Below are 23443 nucleotides of genomic sequence, written 5' to 3' on the forward strand. Positions count from 1 at the left end.
CATTTTACTGAGAAAAGGACAATCCGGCAACTTTTAACCCTTGTTATCCGAAAGCTGTTACCAACAAAAATGCCACAGTAAAATAACTTTGAAACTTAGACATCTTACCACCTATTCAAAGCTGTCGTAACCTGCTTACATACTACTTAATTCGAAGACCACCGTATCCTTGTCATTGAGAACGTAATCTTTTGCTCCTACAGTCGCTTCGGCTCCATTAACAGTGTACATCCAGTATTTTCCAGCCGTTTCGTCTTGGGATTTTCCATCAATTGCGGTGATAAACCCTTTATCATCTTTGATTTCAAAGCTGTCTTTTAGTGCATCAAACACCGAAGTTCCCACGGGCACTTGGATCTTTTTTTCAACCAGCTGTTTTCCGTCTTCTTTAATTTCAATCGTCACTAGTAGTTTTTGTGCTTCACTGGTAGTCGTCGTCCCTGCCTGGGAAGTACCTGCCATCTGCTTATCATTCCCGGTACTACAAGCGCTCAATACACCACCCATAATCAAGCTGGATACTGCAATTAGCCATTTTTTCTTCATTTTATTGCCGCCCCCTTTTTGCTAATTGTACCGAAAAGTGCTGCCGCTGAACAGACAAGCAATCAAAAAGATACGACGATTTATTTTTCTACGATCATTGATGAGCTAAAATTGTCAGCACAAAGCTCCCTTCTTAAAGATATTTTATCTCGTAATTTCACGAGGTGGACACAGACTTACCGCATATTTCACAACTGCTAAATCCCTTTTACCCTTTGCTTGTGATATAATACTCTAATTACAAGAACTTTTTTATTTGCAAAAAACAGCAAGGTGGCCCGCCTATGAAACCGATTATTAAAGAAACACTTGAAAAAAAACAGGGAATCGACAAAGCACTCTACTTTTTATACGCCTATAAAGAATACTTTATCGGTATTTTAGTCGCATTTACCATCCTTCTTTTTGTCTATTTTGGTTACGCTTCACGAACAGAAGTAATCCTTGATGTTAAGATCATGACTGAAAGTAATCAAGATGCCGGCATATCTCTGGAAATGGAAAAAGCGTACAACGATCTATTAAAACCAGCAGGTAAGGAAAAAGTCCAAGTCGACATCTCTAATCTAGATGATCCACAATCACAGCAAGTTTTCGCCAATCAACTTGCCGCCAGAGAAATAGATATCATTTGGATGCAGGAATCCTATGTTGCTGACTTTATTGCCCGCTACGATAACGATGATATTACTGCGTCTGATCTGTCTTTTGAAAAAGACGGCATCACCTATGTCGCTCGAATCATCCCCAAAGCACCGCATCAGGAGGCTATCAAAAAAGTGATGGCACTCTATCGTAAATAAGCCACATACATTTAGCCACAAAAAAACCAGCCACTTCCTGAGCATATTTCTCGGTAGTGGCTGGTTTTTCGACTCTTTTTTATGACCCTAGAGGTATTCGTTGCAACTCTTGTGGAAGTGCCAATCCAGCAACAAAACGCTGTTTGAACTTCAGGAATTCTTCTAAATCCATCAAGATATGATACAGCCGCGCTTTACTTAAAAACTCTTCTCTGGAGCCTGGCAAGTTTTCTTCTTGGATCTGCAAAATCAACTGATCCAATTTGGCCAACTGACTTTCTGGAGCATCCATCTTTGGCAGATGATCGATAATATCGTCCAAAAAGCCAGCGATAATCTGTGAATCACTTTGAAATACGCGGATTTTTTTCATTTCGTAGTGTAGATTATGTAGAACACTACACTGTTGCAGACGCATTTCAAAATAATCAACATAGTAATTATCCATGTTCGGTAGCCGGTTTTGCTGATATTGAAAGGCCGATTTGGTATGCAAAAGAATATTTTTTTCCAATTGAATAATATCTTCCCATACTTGATTGTTTACTTCCGGATCCTTTAAATATTCCGAAAGCTTCATAAAAATCGCACGCATTTTCGCTTCAGTAAGCGCTGCGGCCTGATCCAAGTAGCGCTTTTGACTTTCATAATTTTGAAAGTAGTTTGCCAAAACGGCAATCAGCAAACCAATTAGCAAAAGCATTAACTCATTGAGTACCAGTTCAGAAGTAATATTTTGCTCAGGGTTACGAAGAAAATGACTGACAAAAACTGCATTGACTGAAAGCGTCGTCAACAAACTGCGCAGACTCAAAAAGAAAGTCACAATCACCATCACGATTCCATAACCAATCCATTCCGGTCCAACTAGCAAATGGATCACCCAGCACAACACCACCGTCGCAAAAAAGGTCGCAATGCGATTCACTCCCAGTCGAAAGGTCTCCGTCTTAGTACCGGCGATAGTCAATAAGGTGATAATCCCAGCAGAAGAAGAAGACTCCAATTGCAATAGCTCTGCCAAATAAATCGAAACAGCACTACCAATACCAATCTTCAATGCATAAAAAAGGTGATTACTAATGGTCCAACGTCGTAAAAAGTTCATACAAAAAGGCCTCCATTTCTTTGGGGGTCTGCAAAAGGGACAAAGCAACTGATTGATTTCTCATTATACTTCTAGTTTACACGATTTTTTTGCTCATTAAAAGATTTTTGTAAAACGCTTTCTTTTTTCTGCGTTTTCCTGCATGTAGCTTCCTACCAAAATAAAAAGAGATACCTTCGTCAAGTAACGAGTCGGTATCCCTTTTGACAAATTGCCCTTATGAAACTTGCGTCTGTTTATGCAGCAAGCCGCAATTCAAATAAATCAGCCCTAAAAACAAAGCGGGGGTCAACAGCCAGCCAAATTGTGGTTTCAGCAACATCAAGCCAATCATGGCAACAAACAAGACCGTATTCAGCAGTGAAAAATACCATTTTTTAAAGGTGTAGAATGCAGCAATTCGCAAGACATCCTTAACCCCGGAATTTGGATTGCGCACTTGAAAATACCAGCAATTTAAGCTGAGGGCAGTCGTCAAAATTCCTAGTAGTAAAAAGAAAGGCACTACCCATTGACCATTTGGCAGCGAGGCAAAAAACAAGATATCTGTCAGGGAAACTAAAATTCCGAACCAGCCAATCAACCAATAAAGCAAGCCCCGGGCAGCAAACTGCCGGTAAGCGCGGAAATAAAAGACAACAGGCTCGACATCGCCTTGTTCTTTGAACTCATTTAGCAGTGCCAACAACGCCATCAGTGCTGGCCCGGCAAACAATCCACATATGAAAAATGCCGGCAGATTGCGGACATCAATGGCTAACAATAGCCCAGCAGCCGTAAACGGCAGTGCCGCCAAAAGTGTGCACAGATTGCCTATCAATAAAATGTACGCCCAACGAAACATTTTCATATAGATATTGTCTTCAAACTTCGGTCTGCGAAACATTGTCTTTCCTTCTTTCCTGGTCTTTACCGATAAACCAATAAGCTCCTTTATTCTTTCATCCCTGAAGTGGCAATACCTTCTACGAAATACTTTTGCATTGACAAGAACAAAAGGGCCACCGGCAAGATTGAAACGACTGATGCCGCCATAATCAGCGCGTACTCAGCATCGTAGAGACCAACGAACATTTTCAGTCCCAGCTGGATCGTCTTGTTTTCCGTGGAAGACAGATAGATAAATGGTCCCATATAATCGTTCCAAGTATTGACAAATGTGATGATTGTTAAAGAAGCAATCGCCGGTTTTGTCAAAGGCAACATGATTCGTCGATAGATCCCCCACTCAGAAAGGCCGTCAATCCGGGCGCTTTCACAAAGAGAGTCGGGAATACTGCTATAATACTGCTTCATCAAGAAAACACCGAATGCACTAAAGGCTTGCAACAATACCAGTGAAAGCAATTTGTCCGTCAGGTGCAGATGACGCATCATGATAAATTGTGGAATCATATAAGATTGCCACGGTACTGCGATAGTTCCGATATAAGCCAGAAATAAAACATCCCGGCCCTTAAACTGCATTTTTGAGAATCCATAAGCGGCAAAACTAGAAGTAAACAGTTGAATCAAAGTGATGGCGACACTTAAGATAGCCGTATTTTTGAAAAAGGTCATCAACGGAATACGATCCCAAATGGCACTATAATTTTCCGGATGCCAAGTTTTAGGAATCCATTGAATAGGAACGGAAAAGACTTCGTTATTTGTTTTGAAGGATGATGAGATCATCCAGAAAAACGGGATCAGAGTAAAGAGTGCCAACAGCGTCAGCAGGATAAATGTGATTGCTTTCCCCACTTTAAACCCGGATTGAGATTTTGGTTTTGAAACATGCGCTTCCATTGTGCTCCTCCTCACGCGTTTGAATTTCTGCTTTCCCATTTGAACTGGATCACAGTGACGCCTAATACAATCACAAACAATACCAGCGAGATGGCTGAAGCATAACCGAAGTTAAATTTCTTGAAGGCTTCATTATAGATCTGATATACCAAGACGTTGGTTGCCCGTCCAGGACCGCCATCGGTCATTACCTGCACTAGGTCAAATACTTTGAAACAGTTGATTACCAACATGATTGTCACAAAGAAGGTCGTTGGTCGCAAAGATGGAATCGTGACATTCAAAAACTGTTTCCATTTGCCCGCACCATCCATTGAAGCTGCTTCGTACAATTCCTTTGGTATACTTTGCAGACCAGCCAGATACAAAATCATGTAATAGCCCATGCCTCGCCAAACAGACACGATAATGATCGCAAACAATGCCCAGTGAGAACTAGAAGTCCAACCTGGAGGGTTTTCGATAAAGTGTCGCAAGAAGCCATTGATTGGTCCCATAGTCGGATGAAACAGCATGTTCCAAACGACGGCAATCGCAACCAGCGAAGTTACGTAAGGGAAGAAAAAGGCTGTCCGGAAAAATTTCATTCCTCGGATCTTCTGATTCAGCAAAATAGCCAAGGTCAACGAGCAAATCAAAGTCAGCGGTACGACCCCGAAGGCATATAAAAAGGTGTTTTTCAATGAGATTTGAAATGTCGTATCACTCAACATTTTGGTAAAGTTTTTAATTCCAACAAATTCCGGTGTCGTAAAAGAATCCCACTTCATAAAAGCCAAAATCAATGAGAATACTACTGGAATCAGTGTGAAAATGAAAAATCCGATAAAATTCGGTGCAATAAACGAATAGGCCGTCAGCGTATTTTTACGTTTCAAGCTTTTCGATTTTTTGCTTTTCTGTACATTCTCCATACATACTCCTGTTCAAGATACTTCCTACCATCTTCAGGAAATATCCTCAACAGGCCCTCCCTTCTTTTTGAGGCGATTAAAGATCACGCCCGGTTTCAGATGACCCGAAACCGGGGCGCGAACAGACTTACTCTTCCGCTTTGACGCGGCTTTCCATTTCTTTGATACCATCTTTTGGTTTGCTGTCGCCGGTCATGATCAAGTCATGTTCTTCTTGCAAAATCTTGTCGATAGCAGAGCCGTTTTCATCGATTGGGAATTCCAATTTAATGGTGTCTGGTTCAAAAGCCTTCTTAGAAACTTCGTCAGTAGGCATGCCTTCAAGACCAAAGTAGATCTTATTGACTTCATCGGTACGGAAGGAAGGAACAACCCCGACACCGGCTAAGATTTTAGCTCCTTCTTCACTGGAAGCAAAATCGAGAAATTGTTGTGCGCCATCTGAGTTTTTAGCATTTTTGTTGATGGCAAATGCCGTTGGTGAACCAAAGGTAGTAATCTGGCCTTTTTCTTTTTGAGGAATTGGAGCAATCGCCCAATCAACGTCTGTGGCGCCGGCTTTCTTCTGATTCATAACACCAGCCATGTACCAAGTACCCATGTACATCATGCCAGCTTTAGAACCTTCAAATTGAGAAGCGTAGGTCACTTTAGTGGATTTAGCTGTACCAAAGTCCATCTGTGATTTGTCATCTTGCATTCGCAATGCCCGATCATAATAGTCTTCCATGAAACCGTAGTCTGGTTTCACTAAGTTGCCATCGTTTTGCGCAGCAGCGATTGCTTGGATTGTAGAACGCCAAGTATGTTGATAAGCACCGTATACTTCGCCGTCTTTTTTAGACATTTTCTTAGCGGCTGCTTCGTATTCATCCCAAGTCAGGTTGGACACGTCTGTGATGCCAGCTTCTTCCATCATTTTTTTGTTATAGTACAATACCCAGAAGTCGGTACGGTAAGGTTGAGCATAAGTTTTACCGTCGATTTCATACATTTTATAAGTTTCATCAGCTGCTGAAGTGTCAATGTCTTTGATGTGGTCAGTCAAGTCCAGCAACTGATTTTTTAAGGCATAATTGGAATATGAAAGCAGATTCTTCATGGTCAAAATATCAGTTTGATCGCCACCAGACAACATGGTCGTTACTTTTGTATCATAGTCATCTGCTGAGATATCGACTTGCTTGACGGTAATACCAGTTTTTTCTTTAAATGCATCAAATAGCGCTTTGAATTCCGGTGTTGTTTCGTAGTTCCAAGTAGTAATCGTTACTTCTTTGGAATCAGAACCGCCTTTGCCGCTGTCTTTAGTTGAATCGTCTTTTCCACCACAAGCCCCCATCGTTACTGCCATTGCCAACAACGCTGCTGCGGTCAAACCTTTTTTCCACATCTTCATTTACTTTTCCTCCATATCTTTTTTGATTACAAAGGGCTCTCAGTCCCAAATGCCTTTTGATAAATTACCAATAGCTGTACCAGGAGATCGACAAGCAAACCAACGCTTCCATATAATAATAGTCGCCCCAAATCATACACTCATTAACACCTTTGTCAGACTTCTTGTCATAGACTCCCTCCACCAAGATACCGTTTGACTCTGGATGGTTTTTAGTGGTGTAGTTGTCTTTCAGACTTGTCAACATCATCAAGGCTGCCACTTCATAGCTATCGTGCTTCGGATCAGACAAAGGCAACTGCCGTGACAGTTCCAAAAGACCGCAGGCCGCAATCGCTGCTGCCGAGCTGTCACGCTCCTCGCCGCTACCATCGCCGAAAATCAAATCCCAATAAACTACTTGATCTGCCGGTAAATGATCGATAAAGTAATCAGCCAAGTGTTTCGCTGTTTCTAAGAAGCTCCGATCACCAGTGTGCAGCCAGCTTAACGTGAATCCGTAGATCCCCCAAGCTTGTCCCCGAGCCCAACAAGAGTCATCTGAAAAGCCTTGTTGCGTACGACCATATTTAGCAGCACCGGTAGTTACATCAAAATAATACGTGTGATAGGTAGTAAAATTATCTCGTACGATATATTTTTGTGTTTGTTTTGCGTGGGTATAAGCCGCATTCCGGTAGGATTCATCACCAGTCACTTCACTCGCAAAATACAACAGCGGCAGATTCATCAAGCAATCAATAATCATCCGTCCCTGTTGCTGGGGATCGTTAAGGTCGCCCCACGCTTGAATGATTCCCGCTTTCGGAGAGTAACGTTTCATCAATAAGTCAGCTGCTTTGACAGCCAGCTCTTTTGCGGCCTCGTTGTGATTTACTTGATAATCGGCAATAGCTGATAAAACATATAAGAAACCAATATCGTGGGTTTCCAAGGCAATCTCATGATCCAGACGATGTTTGAAAGAAGCCATCTGATGCATGATCGTCTCATCAAAATCGCTGCTACCGGTGTATTCCTTTGCCAAAAACAACATTCCTACCCAAAAGCTGGCTGTCCAATCTGTATTTTCTTCCGGTATATAAACCAGATTCTCGGAAGCCGCGGGCGGTACCAGATTGGTAAATTCTTTTTGGTTTTCCCTGATCTTTTTCAGGATAAACTCAAGTTCTGACGGCAGCCATTCCAATGCGAAAGGCGTCCTTTGATTTGCCATGTGCTTTTTCTCCCCTTTGACGATCAGCGATCATCTTCATATAATTATAGAAGCTTTCGAAATTACCGATCAGCGTCTTCAATCAACTGCCCTTTTAGAAACCCGTAATACTCACCGTATACGTTTACATATTGGCCCACTTTAAAAGCCTCTGACTGTTCATTGAAAACTTGGATCTTGGCTTCGCCGATTTCCAAAATGAACCGATCACCTTTTTCAAGGGTATCTCCTTTACGATCTTTTCGAAGAATTTTCCCAGTACAGCGAATGTAACTGTTCAATGGAATCTCATCTTTTACCAAGTCTTCTTCTGAATAAACAACGGCTTTTTCACGTAAATTCATTTTACTGTTTTTAGTAAAATCTTTTTCTTGTGAAGAAAGTGTGCTACTAGCGGAAGAACACCCGGTTAATAAGCCAACCAATAAAAGTATACCTAATTTCTGAAATCGTTTCTTCATGACGTCACCTTTTTTTAAAACGCTTTCTTGATTTTTATTTTACTTTGTTTTTACCAAAACTACAAGCCTTTTAGTAAAAATAACTCAATTTGTTTTTACTAGATTGCACTGGAATCCCTTGCTTTTTTTTACTAAAATAGGCATACTGATATTAGATGTCCTATATGGAAAGTTTGGAGTGAGCAGTATGGCAACGATTACCGACATCGCAAAGGTCGCCGAAGTATCTATCTCTACCGTCTCCAGGGTCTTGAATTATGATCCTACCTTGTCAGTGACCGAGGATACGAAACGTAAAATTTTCGAAGCGGCTGAACAGCTGAATTACACAAAGTTCAAGAAAAAAAAGAAAAATGCACCTGCTGCCGGCAAAAAAACTGCTCCGACCAACAATCGAAAAATCGGTGTTTTTCAGTGGCGGAGCGATAACGAAGAGCTGGACGATATTTATTACATGTCGATCCGCTTAGGTGTGGAAAAAAAAGCGGCGGAGCTGGGCTATGATCTGCTGAAGATTCCTACATTGGAAGACCAGTCCATCGCCAGTGTAGATGGTTTGATCGCTATTGGCAAATTCAAACAGGAAACCCTCCATCGCCTCAGCAGCAAACATCCGAAACTGGTCGTCATCGGCAGTAATTTCCCGTTGGAAAACTACGATTCCGTCAATAGTGATTTCACTCAAGCAGCCGAACTAGCACTTCAACATCTGATTGATCTTGGACATAGAAAAATTGCCTTTCTCGGCGCCGAAGAGACCGCTAATATGTATGGTTACCGCCGTTATAAGACACCGACTACCAATACCTATATTGACTTCATGACCTTCAAAGGACTATTTGAACCAGACTATTTCATGGTGGAGGAAAATGGGCGTTTAGATGTTCAAACCGGCGAACGTTTGGCCAAAAATGCTCTCGACCAGTGGGGCGAAAAACTGCCCACTGCCATCTTGGCTGCCAACGATCCGGTAGCTATCGGTGTAATTCACACCTTGATTCAAGCCGGACTGCGTATTCCGCAGGACATCAGCGTGATGGGTATCAATGATCTGTCAATTTCCCGCTATGTTTCGCCGCCTTTGTCTACCGTCCGAGTATTCACCGAAGAAATGGGTGAACAAGGGGTTGATCTGCTTCATATGCAGCTGACTAACCCGGAAATTTCGCGACGTGTTTTTTTCGGTGCTGAACTGGTCAAACGACGTTCCACTGCTGCTCCCCGTAAATCCTAGTCCGCTCCGCCAGAAATATAACAGAGATCCTTCATTTCAACAAGTTTTGCATAGAAAAAACGTTGGGAAAATGAATCAGCTTCCTCGTCCTGCTAAAAAGGCCCGCTTATTGCTTCCAAAATGGTGCAATAAGCGGGCTTTATTGGTCTTCTTTCAGATCGTTCATAAAAGCGGCGCTACCTGAAATACTATTTACCTAGTTCAGATTACTGCTTTTTGTGGTGATCCTTTAATCTCAGTTAGTCAATCGTGATTTTTACTACGAGAGCAGCCTTCATTGCCAGATGATAACCGGCTTTGATGACATACGCCGTCGCCGGTCGTCCTTCGTGATCTGAGTATATGATTTCTTCAGTGGTGATTTCTTCAGTAGCCAGCGCCAGTCGGCAAGTTGCTCCTGATTTTTGCGTTAACAAGACTTCGGTTCCCTTTATCTGGGGCCGAATTCTTGTAATAAAACGTTCTTCGACTTGATTTCCAGTCGCGGAAAAAGCAAAGTCATCCGTTAACAAAACTGTTTTTTCCGCGGCAGATACTTGCCAAGTCCTCTGAAATTCGGTCAGGTAAGGCGTTTTTCCATAAGTTGCTGTCAGATCCAAAGCAAAACGAAGCTGCTCATCTTCAGACACAAAAGCCACTACCTTTGCGCCTGCCGGTCCAGGCTGTTGGCTGATTCCATTGATTGTGGGAAGTCCGTGACCAGCACTGCCGTTGACAAAGAAATCATATCGCAAGCGCTCATTGAAATAGTCACGGGTGTATTCCCCAGCACCGAGATCCGTTAGAAACAACTCTGCCGTCGTTCCCACTACAAAATGTCCCACATCCAAATGATTATGGCTTTCCACATTGGTTCCGCCCTTAGCTGCAAAATAGAAGTTTTGTTGCGGGTCTCTCAGCGTCAACCACTGGGCATGGTCAAAATAGTGGACGGCCTTTTCTTCATGCGCATCTTTTACAGCAGCAGTCGTCCACTCTAAATTACGCAGCAAATGTGCAAAGCGGTAGCAGTGGTCAAAGTCCAAAGAACTGATTCCTTTTAAAGTAGGAATCGGCACTTCCATTACCTCATGACACCAACTGACCAAACCACTGGGGAGCTCTGACTGAGAATAATCGGAAAATGGGACATATTCCTCTTCGTTGATCATGGCATAATAAGGAAACGCCGCAATCTTCTTCACCTTTGTCAACTGGATATAGCGGGGATCGCCTAAAGTTTTTGCCAGTTTATCTGCATAATAGACAAAATAGCCGAAGCCATAGCTCCAATAAGCGACACCTTCTTCACAAGCGCCGTCTTCTCCAAAGCCCCGCAGGTAGCTTTGCATGGCCGTATCCAAGCGTTTCACCAGTTGCAGCTGTCGTGGTGAGCCTTTAGGTACGACGGAAAGCACGGTCAACCCGACAGCTCCGCCTATTACTGAGCTCCAATTGTTTTCTTTTTGCTCCCAAGCCCAGGGCCGAGATTCATAACTAGTCAAAATACGGATCTCAAGCTCCTGTAGCATCCGCTCTTTCAAAAAAGGAGAGAACTGATCTTCCAAACGTTCGAAAAGCTCTGCCAGTGTTGCCCCGGTTTCAGCTGCAAACAAATCCAAACAGGTACGACTCTCTGGCGCAAACCGTCCTTCAATGAGGGGAAGATGTGCCGGCAACGCCCACGTATATTCATTGCAGACTTCCCAAATCACTTGTTCTAACAGTTTCAGCAGCTCTGGCTTTGGGTCAGTAATCATAGCAAGTCCCAAGACAGCCAGTTGTCGCCGCCGAGCAAAATAATGATTTTCAAAATCGATTCGATTCCCCTGCTGCAGATAGGCTTCGTAGCCTTCATAAGGCAAAGCTTCCACATGTCCTGCTTTCAGGTACGCTTGGGCAGCTTGGGCAGTTTCTCTCACTAAGTCTGTTTTCATTTTTTGACTCCCCTCAAAACTGGTCTTCTCCACAACTTGGTTCAAGGTCTTTAGGCATTCTGTCCGAACAATTCAATTTCCGTCAGCGCTGGAAATGGTGACTCATCTTCTGCTTGGATCAACTCTGAAAAGGTTACCGAAGTTACGGTTCGTTTGGCAAATGAGAAATATTGCGGCTGTGATTTTTTCTCTGTATGGAAAACTTCTTTTGAACCATCGGAAAAGCTCAAGCTCACCTGTGTCCAGTAGCTATCATGAGGAAAATCATTACGCAAGGTGAATCCGACTTTATCCAAAGTGACCGGACGACCGAAATCAATGGTCAAGGCTGCATCTGCTTGCCGATTGATTCCCCACGACTGGTAAGGATATTCGCCGTGAGAAAAATTAGCGAAGATTCCGTCGATAGCATTGCAAGCAAAGAAAGTGGCATCGTTTCTTGTTTCGACATTTGCATGGGCGTGAGGATAAGCACCGTTGAACTCTTTTTGATCGTGAGGGTTCAACGCCCAATTGCGATACGTGCTCACCTCTTCAGCTGTGGCAGTTCGCACACTGAGGTAATGACGTTTACTCATAAAGCGCTTGTCAGGACGGGCATCGATGGCATTGGCTGTCATGCTGATGATGTAGGTCCAAACTTTTTCCGGTAAAAAGATCAGCGTCGTATCCAGTGTTTCATCTAGTTTTGCCGCCAAATAGCAGTTGGCTTCATCCACGGTTACCCGAATCTGATCGCCTTCTTCAAAAGCCAGATCCTGTGTCGCCAAGTCAACAAAGTCTTCGCCAACAGCAGTCATAAGACGAGTGATTCCTTCATAATCATTCTTTCCCGCTTTCACAACGCCTTCTTTGTCGAGTATTTCAAGTAAAATTTTCGTCATTTTTACTTCAATTCCTTCCTGATACTATTTTCTTATATTATAGCCTTTCTCTTGCTAAAATGTCAGCCCGTCTATTGATTTTTTTGAAAATGATGTATAATCTAAAGATAGTTTTTAGTAAAAATTTATTCAGAGATTTACTTAACCTTCAGAAATTTTCGCTTTTTATTTTTACTGACTATCCCCCAGTCTAAAAGGAGGCATTTTTTATGGATCCATTCAACCAAGCGCTTAAGAAAAATTCCTTGCATTCCCGTCGTGACATGGAACAAGCATTGTTGGCGCTGATTGCTCCTGTCTATCAAGTCATGAAGGAACAAAAGACCCCAGGCCGATTTCATCTCGCCGATTCTGGAGCTGTCTATGATCGCAGTCGTCAAGATATCGAAGGTTTTTTGCGCACGTTGTGGGGCGTTGGCCCGCTGTGTGCCACAAAAGAAAAAGCGGCTGAGTTCAACGAATATTTTGCAGCTGCCAATGAAGGAATATTGGCCGGATGTAACCCCAACAGTCCGTATTATTGGGGACAGTTGGAGGATTACGACCAGCTTTTCGTTGAAATGGGCGCTTTAGCGACGTATCTGCTGCTGACAAAAGACCATTTTTGGGACACCTTGTCTGTTTTAGAAAAAGAACAGCTTCACAGTTGGATGATGCAGATTAACATTCATAAGATTCCCAATACAAACTGGTTGTTTTTCCGCATTCTGGTGAACACATTCTGTCAACAAGCCGGACTCCTCTTTCCTCACGAACAGCTGCAAGCCGATCTAGCAGCTATCGAGACCTATTATTTAGCTGAGGGCTGGTACTTTGACGGCTATGAAAATCAGATTGATTATTACATTCCCTTTGCACTGCAATACTATCCCTTGTTATTCAGCGTGTTAACACCCAATCAAAGTTCACCGACAGTTAGTAACTACCGCAAGCGCGGCGCCATCTTTGCCAAGCACTTCAAAAACTGGTTTACAAATCAAGGAGCGGCTTTACCTTTTGGTCGCAGCCAGACCTATCGTTTCGCTCAGTCTGCCTACTTTGCGGCAGCAGCCTTCGCCCATATTGAGTTTACTGATTTTTCACTGGCAGAAGCCAAATACCTGCTGCTGGCAAACATGCGCCATTGGTTTGCTCAGCCGATTTTTACGGAAGAAGGCTTTTTATCAATCGGCTATCATTATCCGAATCTAGTAATGGCAGAAGGTTACAACGCCCCGGGTTCTCCCTATTGGGCTCTCAAAAATTTCATCATTTTGGCATTACCGGAAGCTGACCCTTTCTGGCAAATTGAAGCCATCCAACCAACTTTTGATGCCAAAACTCGTAATCCTTATAGCCGTATGTTGTTGGTTCACAGTGAAACAGGTAATGAATTGCAGGCGTTTACCTGTGGCCAACATTCTCATGAGCACGCCCATGGAGAATCTAAATATGAAAAATTTGTCTATTCTGCAACATTTGGCTTCAGCGTGGCAAAAGGCAGCGTTCTCCCTAAACAAGGAGCTTTTGACAATACCTTGGCAATCTCGGAAACCACGACGCATTATCGCACCGTTTTTGGTTACGAAGACTATCAAATTTGCGATGAGTATACTTATGGGCGTTGGCAGCCGTGGGAAGACTGTCAAATCGACAGCTTTATCATCCCTTGTTACCCGTGGCATCTGCGCCTGCATATCGTAGAGACTAAGCGCAAGGTCAATCTGTTAGCCGGCAGCTTTTCCGCACCAGATTACGGCGAAAGCCTGATAGAATCCATTGACGAAATCCGCTACCGTTCAAAAGTCGGCACCATCGGAATCAAGATATTTACTCCGGCGGACAAACTCGAATTGACCCGTCCTGAACCTAATACCAATCTGCTTTTCGAAAAAACGGTCCTGCCGCAAGCCGCCTACAAACTAGCACCAGGTCGTCACGTAATTCTTTTGGCTTGTCTTGGTCAGGGGGGAAATGCTGCCAACAGTCCACAACTTCTCAATGCCCGCTTAGAAGGCAGCCAGCTTATGTGGCAAATGGGGCAGCAAGACTATCGCCTTTCTTTGAGCCAATTAGCCACAAACAATTAACATTACAAGCACAAAAAGCTGCGCCAATCACAAAAGCAGCAGAGTCACTTAACGACGCACAGCGAACTCGCAAAAAAAGAACGCTTGTTTCTCAATAAAATGCTGCTCATTTTTGAATTTTTTTGTGTCTGACAATTACAACAGTTTAAGACAAGATACTTCTTCTCATAATCGTCTTTTTTTGCGAATCTCCGCTCTATCCATCTTCTCAAACGGTTACAAAAACGATTCCTGTTATTTGTGTGAAGTTCTCTTTCATTATTTTATTAAGATTAGTCAAAATCGTTGAATATTTTACGAAAGTGCAATAAAATTCTAGCATCTTACAATAAGAAAGTTGGGATGGAAGATGACATCAATTTCAGTACAAGACTTTGCCGCACAGCTCAAAGAACCATCTGCTGTCGTGCTTGATACCCGCGATCACACTGCGTATGAAGAAGGACATTTGCCACAAGCAATCTCGATGCCGGCAACAAGCTTACCGAATCGCTTACAAGAACTGGATAAAAGTAAAACTTATTTCGTCTTGAGTCATTCAGGACGTCGTTCAGAAATTTTGGCAAGTTTCTTGTCAGACAATGGCTTTAATGCCGTGCACGTTATCGGGGGAATGCGTGCCTACCGCAACACCATTGAAGCAGCTGCTTAAACAGCAAAAATGGGAGAAATTTGAATAAGCAAAAGCCGCAAATGCCATCACGGTATTTGCGGCTTTTTTTGCTCGCCTTGGTGAGCTGCTTTCCATTGACTACACAGCAAAAAAGCTTGCCGACGATTTGAACTCGTCGGCAAGCTTCTTCATATCTAAAACCTATTTTTCACTAGGCGGATCCTCCACCGTTTTTTCATCCTCATAATAATACTGTGACACTTCCTTGTACCACTCAAATAGATGTGTAATCAGGACTTTGGCAGCAGCGTAGATGGGAATCCCCAACACGACGCCCACCAATCCGAAAAGCTTACCTGAAGTCAACAACACTAACAAGATCGTCACCGGATGGATCGCCAATTGACTTCCCAATACTAAAGGAGAAATAAAGCGACCTTCCAATGTCTGCTCGATCACAAAGACGACAATCACTTTCAGTAATAGGATTGGCCCACCGACAATTCCCAAAAAAATCGCCGGAATCATCGCTAAAAATGAACCCAGATAAGGAATCAGATTCAAAAAGCCGGCGACAATCCCTAAAGTAACTGCATAATCCAACCCGATGATGGAAAAGCCGATAATGAACATGATCGCCACTGCAAAAGCTACGGTCAATTGGCCACGAATATACGAAGAAACCTGGCCGTTCATCTCTGTGATTACATCAAGGGTTGGCTTGCGCCAATGATTCGGCAAGAATTTTACAAAATAAGGCGCTACTTTTCGCCCATCTTTCAGTAAGTAAAACAAGATAAAAGGGGCTGTTACGATAGCAACAACAACTGTGGCAACAGCTCCCACGAACCGACCAATACCATTAATCGTCGTTTTAGAAAAGTTTTGGATAAAATCTGTCAGCCAACTCATAAGCTTGTCGGAATAACTTTCAATCTGCGTCTGAAATTGTGAAAACAGTGGATCTTGCAGAATTTCCCGCACTTTGCTGTCCACCGTATCCAGGTAATCAGGAAAATTCGTCGCAAAGCTGATACTCTGCTCTCTGATTTTCGGTACGATAACCACCACACCCCAGATAATCAATCCCAGCACCACCAAAAACAGCAGAATGATGCCGTAAATTCGTTTCAGACCTTTTTTCTCCAAATAGTCCACAGCCGGGTTCATGAGGTAATAAAAAATTCCCGCTAATACGATTGGCAGCCCCACTACTGCCGCAAACTGCCAGATGGGATCAAAGAGATAGGAAACTTTGGTGAAAGCATTCAATATCAAGAGGATCAAAAGAATAATCAGCAGTGCTGTCACCACTTGATTGTTCAAAAACCATTTCCAAAACCAAGACAAACGTTTTGGCTCTTGTTCTTCGGTACTGTGTTTAAGCTTCCCTTTAGGCTCCATCTTCGTCACCTCCTGGATAGCTGATCTTATCTCCCACCTTGATTTGAGGCATCTGCATCGGAGACAAGTAGATTGCATTTAGCAACTCATCTTCTGCAGCAGGCGGTGCAAACAGCAAGGCCGTATGGGAAAAGTCATGTAGATTTTTCTCTGCCAGTCGGCCAAAATTTTCGATAGTGTACTGTGTTTCACCAATCTGCAATTGGCCACCGACTACCAGCTTGATTTTTTCTCGTTGAGGGATCTGCTGCACAATACTGTACGGCCGCAATCCGGCTGTTACTTTTTCCCCGAAAAGGATCACTAGTGGCTCTTTCGGATCATAAGCCTGCTGTCCTATTTCAAGGATTTTTCCTTCGATCATTAAAAATCCACTCCTCCATTCAAATCCTAAAGATCCATTTTGACTGAACTTCTCCAGCCTAGCAGATCATTTCATTGTGAAACGGTTGTTGGTCACAGTAGCCTTCTGTAAATGTACTACTTGCAGCTAGCCACTTTTAGTTATGACCCGCGTCGGCCAGCTTTTTACGCAGAAAACACTCACTGTAGGGCGTACAGTTTTCACTTTCGAAAAAACGGTTGACGCTGGCCAAACAGCAAGAAAAAAACCGAACATCACGTTACATCCAGTATAGCACAAGGAGACTTATGTCAGGCAAATGCTGCAGAGTATGTTACAATAATGGAAGATTAAAGAACGCTTTCGCAGGCTTTCCAGCAGACTTTTCAACCGTTTGTCTTATGTGGCAGAATGGTTACATCTACTCTGAAAGCCTAGCAAAAATCATCACTACTAAAAGGAGATTTATACATGAAACAAACATTGCTTTTGGGCACGTATACCCGCCGAAAAAGTCAAGGAATCTATCAGATTGATTTGGATACTGATAGTAAAACATTGGAAAACTTACAGCTAGTGGTACCAGAAAAGAGCCCTACTTATTTGACTAAGAGTGCAGCCGGTCGTCTTTACTCGGTAACAACAGTCGAAGACAAAGGCGGTTGTTCGGCCTATGACGCTGAGATGCATTTTTTGAATGCTGTCACAGAAGAAGGGGCTCCCTTGTGCTACGTAGCCGTGGACGAAAAGCGCCAGTTAGTCTATGGTGCCAATTACCATAAAGGCGAAGTCAACGTCTACCGTATCAAAGAAGATGGCAGCCTGGAAGCCGCTGATGCCGTTTATCACGATGAACCTTGCGGAAGTCATGAAAACCAAGACAAGCCCCACGTTCATTTTACAGACTTAACGCCAGATGGTCGCCTTGCTGTTTGTGATTTAGGCACAGATCGCATCTATACTTACGACATTTCTTCTGAAGGTAAGTTATCCGAAGCGGCTATCTATCTTGCTGAAGACCAAACTGGCCCTCGTCATCTAGCCTTTCACCCTAATGGCCAAATTGCCTATCTTTTTGGGGAACTGGACAGTACAGTAACGGTTCTTGCTTACGATGCAAATGACGGCAGCTTCACCCAGTTGCGAAAACTTTCAACTCTGCCAGAAGACTTTAATGAATTCAATGGTGGCGCAGCAATCCGCATTTCTGCTGACGGTCGGTTCGTCTATGCCTCCAACCGCGGCCATAATTCCATCGCAGTCTTTGAAACTTTCGAAGGCGGAACCTCTTTAATCCGTCGTCAATTGATCTCAACTGAAGGAGATTTTCCTCGCGATTTCAACTTGGATCAAACTGAAAACTTTTTGATCTGCGCCAATCAAAACAGCGATAACCTGACATTGTACAGTCGCGATGTCGAGACTGGGATTTTATCTCTGATACAAAAAGATATTTTTGCACCAGAAGCTGTTTGCGTCTATGTTTCCAAGTAAATCTTGAGAAGCTCTTATCACTTTAAACTGTCCCCGCAAGAAAACCTAGTGTGTCAAGTGCTTGACGGCCTACGTGATTTTGTGGACTAAGGAGGAAGCCTATGTTTACCAAGACCCCTACTGAGTTATTATTGAAGGACTTTTCCAACCTGCTGAACAAATGTCAATCCTGCTATGATTTGGTCACCAATCGCCGCTACAATCAATACTTGGCAATTTTAACTACTGCCGAAGGGTATGCGATTGCCGAAAAAGCCTATGTTCGCTGTGACCAGAATCCCGAATTACAAACAAAAGAAGTCTCAAACTTCGTCAACGCTTTTGATGAGTTTTATTTTGAATTGAAACAGATCATGTTCCACGATGACGATGATTTTGAAACCTTCCGCACCAGCCTAAAAAGAATGCAAACAGAATACGAAATCTTAACTGCCTCTTTTAACGAAATCTGATCCAGTGATGGCAGCACAAAGGAGGAACCATTCATGAATACGCAAGAAGTTCGTGACCGCTTGAAAAAGGACCTGGGGATTCCCCGTTTTGAAGGCAAGCTGGAGGAAAAAGAATACACCGAAGAAGAATATGAAAAATTGAAAAACGATCTTCTTCAATACTTCGAAGACTACGTTCGCAATGTAGAAAACTAAAATCAACACGTTACCCATTGCACAATCGATTACAATAGAGCTTTGATTCTATCTTCCAGTTTCCGGAAGATCAGGATCAAAGCTCTTATTTTTTCTTATATTCGTTTTTTTATTTAAATAAATGAACACTTATTTTAAAGGGACTTTGATTTAAATAAGTTTCTCCTATTTCCAAAAGAACACTATAGATAACAAATATAAAAAGAATAGAAAAACAAAATCATCTATAAAATGAGTAGAAATCTGTTTTTGGAAAATCTATTTGAAAACTAGCTTCCACACAGTTGGAGTGCCAGTGTTGACCACAATATGGACGAACCTCAGCAAAAGCTTTATAAATCAAGGTTTTTACTACACAAAAAAACCACCGGGTTGGTTAGGTCCGGTGGAAAAAGGAGTAATTACTCTCGAACGGAGTAAAATGAAAAATAAAAAGGTTGTTGTTGGTTATGTATATAATATAACCGACAACAACCTTTCCGTCATAAAAATAACGTTATATTTAAATTAGATAACTCTCGTTTTAACGACCCATTAATAATTTCGTCATGCGCTGAATAGAAAAGCTGATTTCATCTGTCGCTTCATCTTGTTTTTTTTCAGAACTGTCAAAAAGAGCTACATCGATTGCATCCCCCTGCAGGCTCAAGATCATCTCTTCACAACCTGCTACATATTTCTGATAAGAACGTTCGAATTTTTTGTGGATACCCATCACTTTTGCTGGTGGACGCAAACTGCCGATTTTTTCCAGCATGGTTTTGTATTTTGCTGTCCCCGCTTGGAAACTCTCAATAGTTGTCGCCATTTTTTCCGGTGTTATTTCCGATAATTTATCATCGTTAATCGCCTGGCGGATCACTTCATAATCAGGATTCATGGTTTCGCCGATCTTCTCGGTGTCCTGAACGATATCATTGATAGTTTGTACATAATAGCCCAGATTTGGTCTCACTTGTCGATCCCTACTTTCATTAAGATAACTTCATTGTAGCGTTTTTTATCCACTAAGAAAAGCCCCTGGCTAACCATAAACATCGCTGCTCACTTTCAAATTTGTTATGATAAAGAAAAGTCCTCTTTTATCTTGAAAGCTATTCTCTTTTAAAATGAATTCAGGAGCTGATTGCAATGAAAAAAACAACTCTCTTCCAACGAATCCGTCTTTATCTGGAATCCCGCAAAACTCGTTCCTCTGAGCGAGATCGTCACGTAGATACTCCCTTCAACCAGTTTGGTGCCAACGCACAAGTCAACAGTCGGCTAAAAGCCCTCAAACGGCGCGAAAATCGAGAAGAAAAGCGCTGAGACCAGCTACTCTTCGATCTACTATCAAAAAACGCTGACCCGGAATAAAAATCCGAGTCAGCGTTTTTTCGTAAACTGTTAGATAATGTCTTATTCTGCCCCCATCTTGCGTTGGAAGAATTTGACGATTTCTACGATTGGGATAATCGCAAAGGAAGAGCCTACCACGATTGCCCATTGGTACAAGTCCAAGTGCGCCACTTTGAAGATGTCGTTCAATCCTGGAACAATGATGATAACCATCATCAGGAAGAAGGACAGTAAGATCGCCCAGTTAAAGGACTTGTTCTTGAAAGGTCCCACTTTGAAAAGGGATTGATGCACAGATTTCACGTTAAATGCGTGGAAGAGTTGCATCAGACCCAGGGTTGCAAAAGCCATCGTCAGTGCATCTGCGTGAATAGCATCATACCCTGCGTGAACCGGCCATTGAATGGCTGACCAGTAAACCCAAAGAACTGTGGCAGCTTCCAAGATCCCTTGGTAGATGATTGAGCTGAAGACACCACCGGAGAAGAGATTCGAGTTACGGCCACGAGGCTTGTGGCTCATCAAATCTTTTTCAGCCGGTTCCATCCCCAAAGCAATCGCTGGGAAGGTATCAGTTACTAAGTTAATCCACAGTAAATGAATTGGTAACAGCGTATCCCAGTTCAGCATAGTTGCGATGAACAAGGTCAGTACTTCACCCAAGTTAGCAGCCAACAAGTATTGAACAGCCTTTTGGATGTTAGAGAAGACTTTACGGCCTTCTTCTACGGCTACGACGATTGTCGCAAAGTTATCATCAGCTAAGACCATATCAGAAGCACCTTTGGAAACTTCTGTACCCGTGATCCCCATGCCGACACCGATATCTGCTTGCTTCAAAGCAGGGGCGTCATTGACACCATCACCAGTCATGGCAACAACTTTACCTTCTTTTTGCCAAGCTTTAACGATACGGACTTTGTGTTCAGGAGATACCCGTGCATAAACCGAGTATTGTTCAACTTTTTTAGCAAATTCTTCATCAGACATCTGATTCAATTCTGCACCAGTCAAGACAGCGGCATCGTCTCCAGGTTTGATGATTCCCAGACGTCCGGCAATTGCTTCAGCAGTGTCACGGTGGTCACCTGTGATCATGATTGGTCGAATACCAGCATCTTTAGCTACCTTCACGGCATCAGCTGCTTCAGAGCGCTCTGGGTCAATCATCCCTACAAGCCCGGCAAAGATCAAATCATTTTCCACGATTTCTGATTCCATCTGTTCAGGAATTGCATCCACATACTTGAAGGCCATTCCCAACACCCGCAGTGCTTGTTTTGCCATGTCTTTGTTGTTGTTCAAGATTTTTTGTTCTTCTTCATTGGTCAATGTTTTGACTTCATCGAAGATTTGGATTTGATTACAGCGACCCAACAAGACATCTGGTGCACCTTTGACAGCTACTAAGTAACGGCCATCAGCTTCTTGGTGGATGGTAGACATCAATTTTCTATCAGAATCAAAAGGTAGTTCTGCTACCCGTGGTTGTGCTTTGACTTTTTCAGTTACATTAAACCCTTGGTCGTTACCGAAAGCTACCAATGCCGTTTCAGTCGGATCACCAATCAGTTCGCCATTTTGCCCAATTCTCGTATCGTTGGCAAAGTTCATAATCTTCAACGCCATATTGCCATCTGGAATATGTTGTGAAGAAGGATACTGGCGATCGTTGGTATACAATTTTTCAACTGTCATCTGGTTCAGTGTTAAAGTCCCTGTTTTATCAGAACAGATGATATCTGTAGAACCCAGTGTTTCTACTGCTGGCAGCTTGCGAATCACAGCATTTCGTTTTGCCATTACTTGAGTACCCAGCGCCAAAATGATGGTCACGATGGCCGGCAGCCCTTCTGGAATCGCCGCAACAGCCAATGAGATGGAGGTCAACAGCATTTCAGTCCAGTCTTTGTCATTGATGACTGTTCCGATAAAGAACATCACCACAGCAATCACGATGATAGCTGCAGTCAGGAATTTACCCAGATGGTTCAAGTTATTCTTCAATGGTGTTTCTGTTTCGTCTGCTTCAGCCAACATACCGGCAATCTTACCAACTTCGGTATTCATCCCAGTATTAACGACAAGGCCCTTCCCGCGACCATAAGTTACGTTGGAGTTGGAAAATGCCATGTTGACACGGTCACCAATTCCGATTTCAGTGTCTTCCAATACCCCTAATTCTTTTTCCACGGGTACAGATTCACCGGTCAGCGCTGCTTCTTCAATCTTCAAAGAGCTGGCTTCAATCAAACGCATGTCTGCTGGCACCACATCGCCGGCTTCCAAAAGAACCATGTCCCCGGGTACCAGTTCAGTACTTTTGACTTTTTGTGCGTGGCCTCCACGCAATACGTTGGCATCAGGCGTTGACATGTCCCGTAACGCTTCGATAGCTTCTTCAGCCTTCGCTTCTTGAATAACACCCATCACCGCATTGATGATTACCACAGCCAAAATGATAATCGCATCCACGACTTCATGGCTGACTACTGCAGAGATAATTGCTGCCACCAACAGCACCAGGATCATCAAATCCTTGAACTGCTCGAAAAACTTTTGCAGCATTGATTTTTTCTTGCCTTCTTCCAGTTCATTAGGACCGAAATCAGACAAACGTTTTTTAGCTTCCTCATTGGTTAGGCCGTCTTTAGAACTGCCCAACTCCTGCAAAACCACGTCTTCTGTTTGCGCATAGAACTTCTTTTGCAGTTGCTGTTTCTTTGTACTTTCTTCTGACACTTTGTTTCCTCCTTGTGTTGTGTGCTGCAAGCCTACAATAGATTCCATACAACAGAAGAATGAAAAAATCGTTTCTCCACTCTTTGTCTCTGCTGTACTATTATCGGAGACTTCCAATAGTAAGTGTTGCTGAAACGCCAGGTCATCGAAACCCAACTCTAAATGATAGTCGGCTCTCGGCTGTCGAGGTGTAGCAGCAGCGAACGTAAAACGTCCTCGTCATCGCCTACTTTCGTCTATTTTTCCCACCATACACTCCGAAAGTAAAAAAAATAGACTTGTGTATGCGACAACATACATAAGTCTCACTAATTAAGGCAACACCAGAAAAAGACACTTTTCGGCTGGTGATGTTGCCACAGCTTATGCTGCCAGTTACTCCCCTATGAAAACAATATAAGTACAACTGACATTATATCGGAGTAGGTTATTTATAGCAAACCTTTTCGCAGGAGATTTCCCGAAAAAAGTTAAGAAACCGCATTCAATCAGCTCTTTTTCTTTGGCTAAGAGCATCAAATTGT

The 23443-nt window shown here is 42.9% G+C and carries 22 protein-coding genes; 8 read left to right on the forward strand and 14 right to left on the reverse strand.

Annotation, left to right across the window (positions count from 1 at the left end; genetic code table 11):
* Nucleotides 1–135: 135 nt before the first annotated feature.
* Nucleotides 136–546, reverse strand: coding sequence for a DUF4430 domain-containing protein (locus tag ACOMA8_RS00610; RefSeq protein WP_421367533.1), 411 nt, complete (start codon nucleotides 544–546; stop codon nucleotides 136–138).
* Nucleotides 547–830: 284 nt separating this feature from the next.
* Here ACOMA8_RS00610 and ACOMA8_RS00615 point away from each other — a divergent pair, with 284 nt between their 5' ends.
* The gene (locus ACOMA8_RS00615) at nucleotides 831–1349 is read left to right on the forward strand and encodes a hypothetical protein (protein WP_421367535.1); all 519 of its coding nucleotides are present in this window, start codon (nucleotides 831–833) and stop codon (nucleotides 1347–1349) included.
* A 79-nt stretch (nucleotides 1350–1428) separates the two neighbouring features.
* Here ACOMA8_RS00615 and ACOMA8_RS00620 read toward each other — a convergent pair whose 3' ends face one another.
* The 7 genes from ACOMA8_RS00620 to ACOMA8_RS00650 all read right to left on the reverse strand — a co-directional run bounded on the left by ACOMA8_RS00620 (nucleotide 1429) and on the right by ACOMA8_RS00650 (nucleotide 8235).
* Nucleotides 1429–2457, reverse strand: a complete 1029-nt coding sequence (locus ACOMA8_RS00620; RefSeq protein ID WP_161899186.1) for an aromatic acid exporter family protein — start codon at nucleotides 2455–2457, stop codon at nucleotides 1429–1431.
* Nucleotides 2458–2674: 217 nt separating this feature from the next.
* The gene (locus ACOMA8_RS00625; RefSeq protein WP_161899187.1) at nucleotides 2675–3343 is read right to left on the reverse strand and encodes a DUF624 domain-containing protein; all 669 of its coding nucleotides are present in this window, start codon (nucleotides 3341–3343) and stop codon (nucleotides 2675–2677) included.
* A 47-nt stretch (nucleotides 3344–3390) separates the two neighbouring features.
* On the reverse strand, nucleotides 3391–4131 hold the full coding sequence (locus tag ACOMA8_RS00630) for a carbohydrate ABC transporter permease (protein ID WP_237580428.1): 741 nt from the start codon (nucleotides 4129–4131) through the stop codon (nucleotides 3391–3393).
* 125 nt (nucleotides 4132–4256) lie between these two features.
* Nucleotides 4257–5159: a carbohydrate ABC transporter permease gene (locus ACOMA8_RS00635; protein WP_161899189.1), complete on the reverse strand. Its 903-nt coding sequence runs from the start codon at nucleotides 5157–5159 to the stop codon at nucleotides 4257–4259.
* 127 nt (nucleotides 5160–5286) lie between these two features.
* Nucleotides 5287–6558: an ABC transporter substrate-binding protein gene (locus ACOMA8_RS00640; protein WP_161899190.1), complete on the reverse strand. Its 1272-nt coding sequence runs from the start codon at nucleotides 6556–6558 to the stop codon at nucleotides 5287–5289.
* Nucleotides 6559–6622: 64 nt separating this feature from the next.
* On the reverse strand, nucleotides 6623–7774 hold the full coding sequence (locus tag ACOMA8_RS00645) for a glycoside hydrolase family 88 protein (RefSeq protein ID WP_421367539.1): 1152 nt from the start codon (nucleotides 7772–7774) through the stop codon (nucleotides 6623–6625).
* 62 nt (nucleotides 7775–7836) lie between these two features.
* Nucleotides 7837–8235: a hypothetical protein gene (locus ACOMA8_RS00650; protein ID WP_421367542.1), complete on the reverse strand. Its 399-nt coding sequence runs from the start codon at nucleotides 8233–8235 to the stop codon at nucleotides 7837–7839.
* A 187-nt stretch (nucleotides 8236–8422) separates the two neighbouring features.
* Between ACOMA8_RS00650 and ACOMA8_RS00655 the strand changes: the two genes are divergently transcribed.
* Nucleotides 8423–9469 carry a LacI family DNA-binding transcriptional regulator gene (locus tag ACOMA8_RS00655; RefSeq protein ID WP_161899192.1) on the forward strand — a complete coding sequence of 349 codons (1047 nt, stop codon included), beginning with the start codon at nucleotides 8423–8425 and terminating at the stop codon, nucleotides 9467–9469.
* Between the two features lie 239 nt (nucleotides 9470–9708).
* On the opposite strand, the gene ACOMA8_RS00660 is transcribed toward ACOMA8_RS00655, so the two are convergent.
* Both ACOMA8_RS00660 and ACOMA8_RS00665 read right to left on the reverse strand, forming a co-directional pair.
* Nucleotides 9709–11385 carry a heparinase II/III domain-containing protein gene (locus ACOMA8_RS00660; protein WP_421367545.1) on the reverse strand — a complete coding sequence of 559 codons (1677 nt, stop codon included), beginning with the start codon at nucleotides 11383–11385 and terminating at the stop codon, nucleotides 9709–9711.
* A 50-nt stretch (nucleotides 11386–11435) separates the two neighbouring features.
* Nucleotides 11436–12269, reverse strand: a complete 834-nt coding sequence (locus ACOMA8_RS00665; protein ID WP_421367548.1) for a hypothetical protein — start codon at nucleotides 12267–12269, stop codon at nucleotides 11436–11438.
* 209 nt (nucleotides 12270–12478) lie between these two features.
* Here ACOMA8_RS00665 and ACOMA8_RS00670 point away from each other — a divergent pair, with 209 nt between their 5' ends.
* A complete protein-coding gene (locus ACOMA8_RS00670) occupies nucleotides 12479–14338 on the forward strand; it encodes a DUF2264 domain-containing protein (protein ID WP_421367550.1) in 1860 nt (619 codons plus the stop codon).
* Between the two features lie 349 nt (nucleotides 14339–14687).
* Nucleotides 14688–14990, forward strand: coding sequence for a rhodanese-like domain-containing protein (locus ACOMA8_RS00675; protein WP_161899196.1), 303 nt, complete (start codon nucleotides 14688–14690; stop codon nucleotides 14988–14990).
* Between the two features lie 162 nt (nucleotides 14991–15152).
* On the opposite strand, the gene ACOMA8_RS00680 is transcribed toward ACOMA8_RS00675, so the two are convergent.
* On the reverse strand, nucleotides 15153–16355 hold the full coding sequence (locus tag ACOMA8_RS00680) for an AI-2E family transporter (RefSeq protein WP_161899197.1): 1203 nt from the start codon (nucleotides 16353–16355) through the stop codon (nucleotides 15153–15155).
* Complete coding sequence (locus ACOMA8_RS00685) at nucleotides 16345–16719, reverse strand: PTS glucitol/sorbitol transporter subunit IIA (RefSeq protein ID WP_421367553.1); 375 nt, start codon at nucleotides 16717–16719, stop codon at nucleotides 16345–16347. Before ACOMA8_RS00685 ends, ACOMA8_RS00680 begins: the two co-directional genes overlap by 11 nt.
* A gap of 450 nt (nucleotides 16720–17169) precedes the next feature.
* Here ACOMA8_RS00685 and ACOMA8_RS00690 point away from each other — a divergent pair, with 450 nt between their 5' ends.
* The 3 genes from ACOMA8_RS00690 to ACOMA8_RS00700 all read left to right on the forward strand — a co-directional run bounded on the left by ACOMA8_RS00690 (nucleotide 17170) and on the right by ACOMA8_RS00700 (nucleotide 18839).
* Nucleotides 17170–18192: a lactonase family protein gene (locus ACOMA8_RS00690; RefSeq protein WP_421367555.1), complete on the forward strand. Its 1023-nt coding sequence runs from the start codon at nucleotides 17170–17172 to the stop codon at nucleotides 18190–18192.
* A 101-nt stretch (nucleotides 18193–18293) separates the two neighbouring features.
* The gene (locus tag ACOMA8_RS00695; RefSeq protein WP_161899200.1) at nucleotides 18294–18644 is read left to right on the forward strand and encodes a hypothetical protein; all 351 of its coding nucleotides are present in this window, start codon (nucleotides 18294–18296) and stop codon (nucleotides 18642–18644) included.
* A 33-nt stretch (nucleotides 18645–18677) separates the two neighbouring features.
* Entirely contained in the window at nucleotides 18678–18839 is a 162-nt protein-coding gene (locus tag ACOMA8_RS00700; RefSeq protein ID WP_202622171.1) for a hypothetical protein, read from the forward strand.
* 523 nt (nucleotides 18840–19362) lie between these two features.
* Here ACOMA8_RS00700 and ACOMA8_RS00705 read toward each other — a convergent pair.
* Nucleotides 19363–19794 carry a hypothetical protein gene (locus ACOMA8_RS00705; protein ID WP_161899201.1) on the reverse strand — a complete coding sequence of 144 codons (432 nt, stop codon included), beginning with the start codon at nucleotides 19792–19794 and terminating at the stop codon, nucleotides 19363–19365.
* A 176-nt stretch (nucleotides 19795–19970) separates the two neighbouring features.
* Here ACOMA8_RS00705 and ACOMA8_RS00710 point away from each other — a divergent pair, with 176 nt between their 5' ends.
* Nucleotides 19971–20147 carry a hypothetical protein gene (locus ACOMA8_RS00710; protein ID WP_161899202.1) on the forward strand — a complete coding sequence of 59 codons (177 nt, stop codon included), beginning with the start codon at nucleotides 19971–19973 and terminating at the stop codon, nucleotides 20145–20147.
* A 90-nt stretch (nucleotides 20148–20237) separates the two neighbouring features.
* Here the strand turns inward: ACOMA8_RS00710 and ACOMA8_RS00715 are convergent, their stop codons facing one another.
* The gene (locus ACOMA8_RS00715) at nucleotides 20238–22919 is read right to left on the reverse strand and encodes a calcium-translocating P-type ATPase, PMCA-type (protein ID WP_421367560.1); all 2682 of its coding nucleotides are present in this window, start codon (nucleotides 22917–22919) and stop codon (nucleotides 20238–20240) included.
* Between the last annotated feature and the right edge of the window lie 524 nt (nucleotides 22920–23443).

The sequence above is a fragment of the Enterococcus infantis genome (assembly GCF_049166715.1).
In the GTDB taxonomy this organism is placed as follows: Bacteria; Bacillota; Bacilli; order Lactobacillales; family Enterococcaceae; genus Enterococcus_C; species Enterococcus_C leclercqii.

Excerpts from the sequence above, each read along its gene's own strand:
- ACOMA8_RS00610 (WP_421367533.1), bottom strand. The coding sequence starts at position 546 with ATGAAGAAAAAATGGCTAATTGCAGTATCCAGCTTGATTATGGGTGGT.
- ACOMA8_RS00615 (WP_421367535.1), top strand. The coding sequence starts at position 831 with ATGAAACCGATTATTAAAGAAACACTTGAAAAAAAACAGGGAATCGAC.
- ACOMA8_RS00620 (WP_161899186.1), bottom strand. The coding sequence starts at position 2,457 with ATGAACTTTTTACGACGTTGGACCATTAGTAATCACCTTTTTTATGCA.
- ACOMA8_RS00625 (WP_161899187.1), bottom strand. The coding sequence starts at position 3,343 with ATGTTTCGCAGACCGAAGTTTGAAGACAATATCTATATGAAAATGTTT.
- ACOMA8_RS00630 (WP_237580428.1), bottom strand. The coding sequence starts at position 4,131 with ATGATCTCATCATCCTTCAAAACAAATAACGAAGTCTTTTCCGTTCCT.
- ACOMA8_RS00635 (WP_161899189.1), bottom strand. The coding sequence starts at position 5,159 with ATGGAGAATGTACAGAAAAGCAAAAAATCGAAAAGCTTGAAACGTAAA.
- ACOMA8_RS00640 (WP_161899190.1), bottom strand. The coding sequence starts at position 6,558 with ATGAAGATGTGGAAAAAAGGTTTGACCGCAGCAGCGTTGTTGGCAATG.
- ACOMA8_RS00645 (WP_421367539.1), bottom strand. The coding sequence starts at position 7,774 with ATGGCAAATCAAAGGACGCCTTTCGCATTGGAATGGCTGCCGTCAGAA.
- ACOMA8_RS00650 (WP_421367542.1), bottom strand. The coding sequence starts at position 8,235 with ATGAAGAAACGATTTCAGAAATTAGGTATACTTTTATTGGTTGGCTTA.
- ACOMA8_RS00655 (WP_161899192.1), top strand. The coding sequence starts at position 8,423 with ATGGCAACGATTACCGACATCGCAAAGGTCGCCGAAGTATCTATCTCT.
- ACOMA8_RS00660 (WP_421367545.1), bottom strand. The coding sequence starts at position 11,385 with ATGAAAACAGACTTAGTGAGAGAAACTGCCCAAGCTGCCCAAGCGTAC.
- ACOMA8_RS00665 (WP_421367548.1), bottom strand. The coding sequence starts at position 12,269 with ATGACGAAAATTTTACTTGAAATACTCGACAAAGAAGGCGTTGTGAAA.
- ACOMA8_RS00670 (WP_421367550.1), top strand. The coding sequence starts at position 12,479 with ATGGATCCATTCAACCAAGCGCTTAAGAAAAATTCCTTGCATTCCCGT.
- ACOMA8_RS00675 (WP_161899196.1), top strand. The coding sequence starts at position 14,688 with ATGACATCAATTTCAGTACAAGACTTTGCCGCACAGCTCAAAGAACCA.
- ACOMA8_RS00680 (WP_161899197.1), bottom strand. The coding sequence starts at position 16,355 with ATGGAGCCTAAAGGGAAGCTTAAACACAGTACCGAAGAACAAGAGCCA.
- ACOMA8_RS00685 (WP_421367553.1), bottom strand. The coding sequence starts at position 16,719 with ATGATCGAAGGAAAAATCCTTGAAATAGGACAGCAGGCTTATGATCCG.
- ACOMA8_RS00690 (WP_421367555.1), top strand. The coding sequence starts at position 17,170 with ATGAAACAAACATTGCTTTTGGGCACGTATACCCGCCGAAAAAGTCAA.
- ACOMA8_RS00695 (WP_161899200.1), top strand. The coding sequence starts at position 18,294 with ATGTTTACCAAGACCCCTACTGAGTTATTATTGAAGGACTTTTCCAAC.
- ACOMA8_RS00700 (WP_202622171.1), top strand. The coding sequence starts at position 18,678 with ATGAATACGCAAGAAGTTCGTGACCGCTTGAAAAAGGACCTGGGGATT.
- ACOMA8_RS00710 (WP_161899202.1), top strand. The coding sequence starts at position 19,971 with ATGAAAAAAACAACTCTCTTCCAACGAATCCGTCTTTATCTGGAATCC.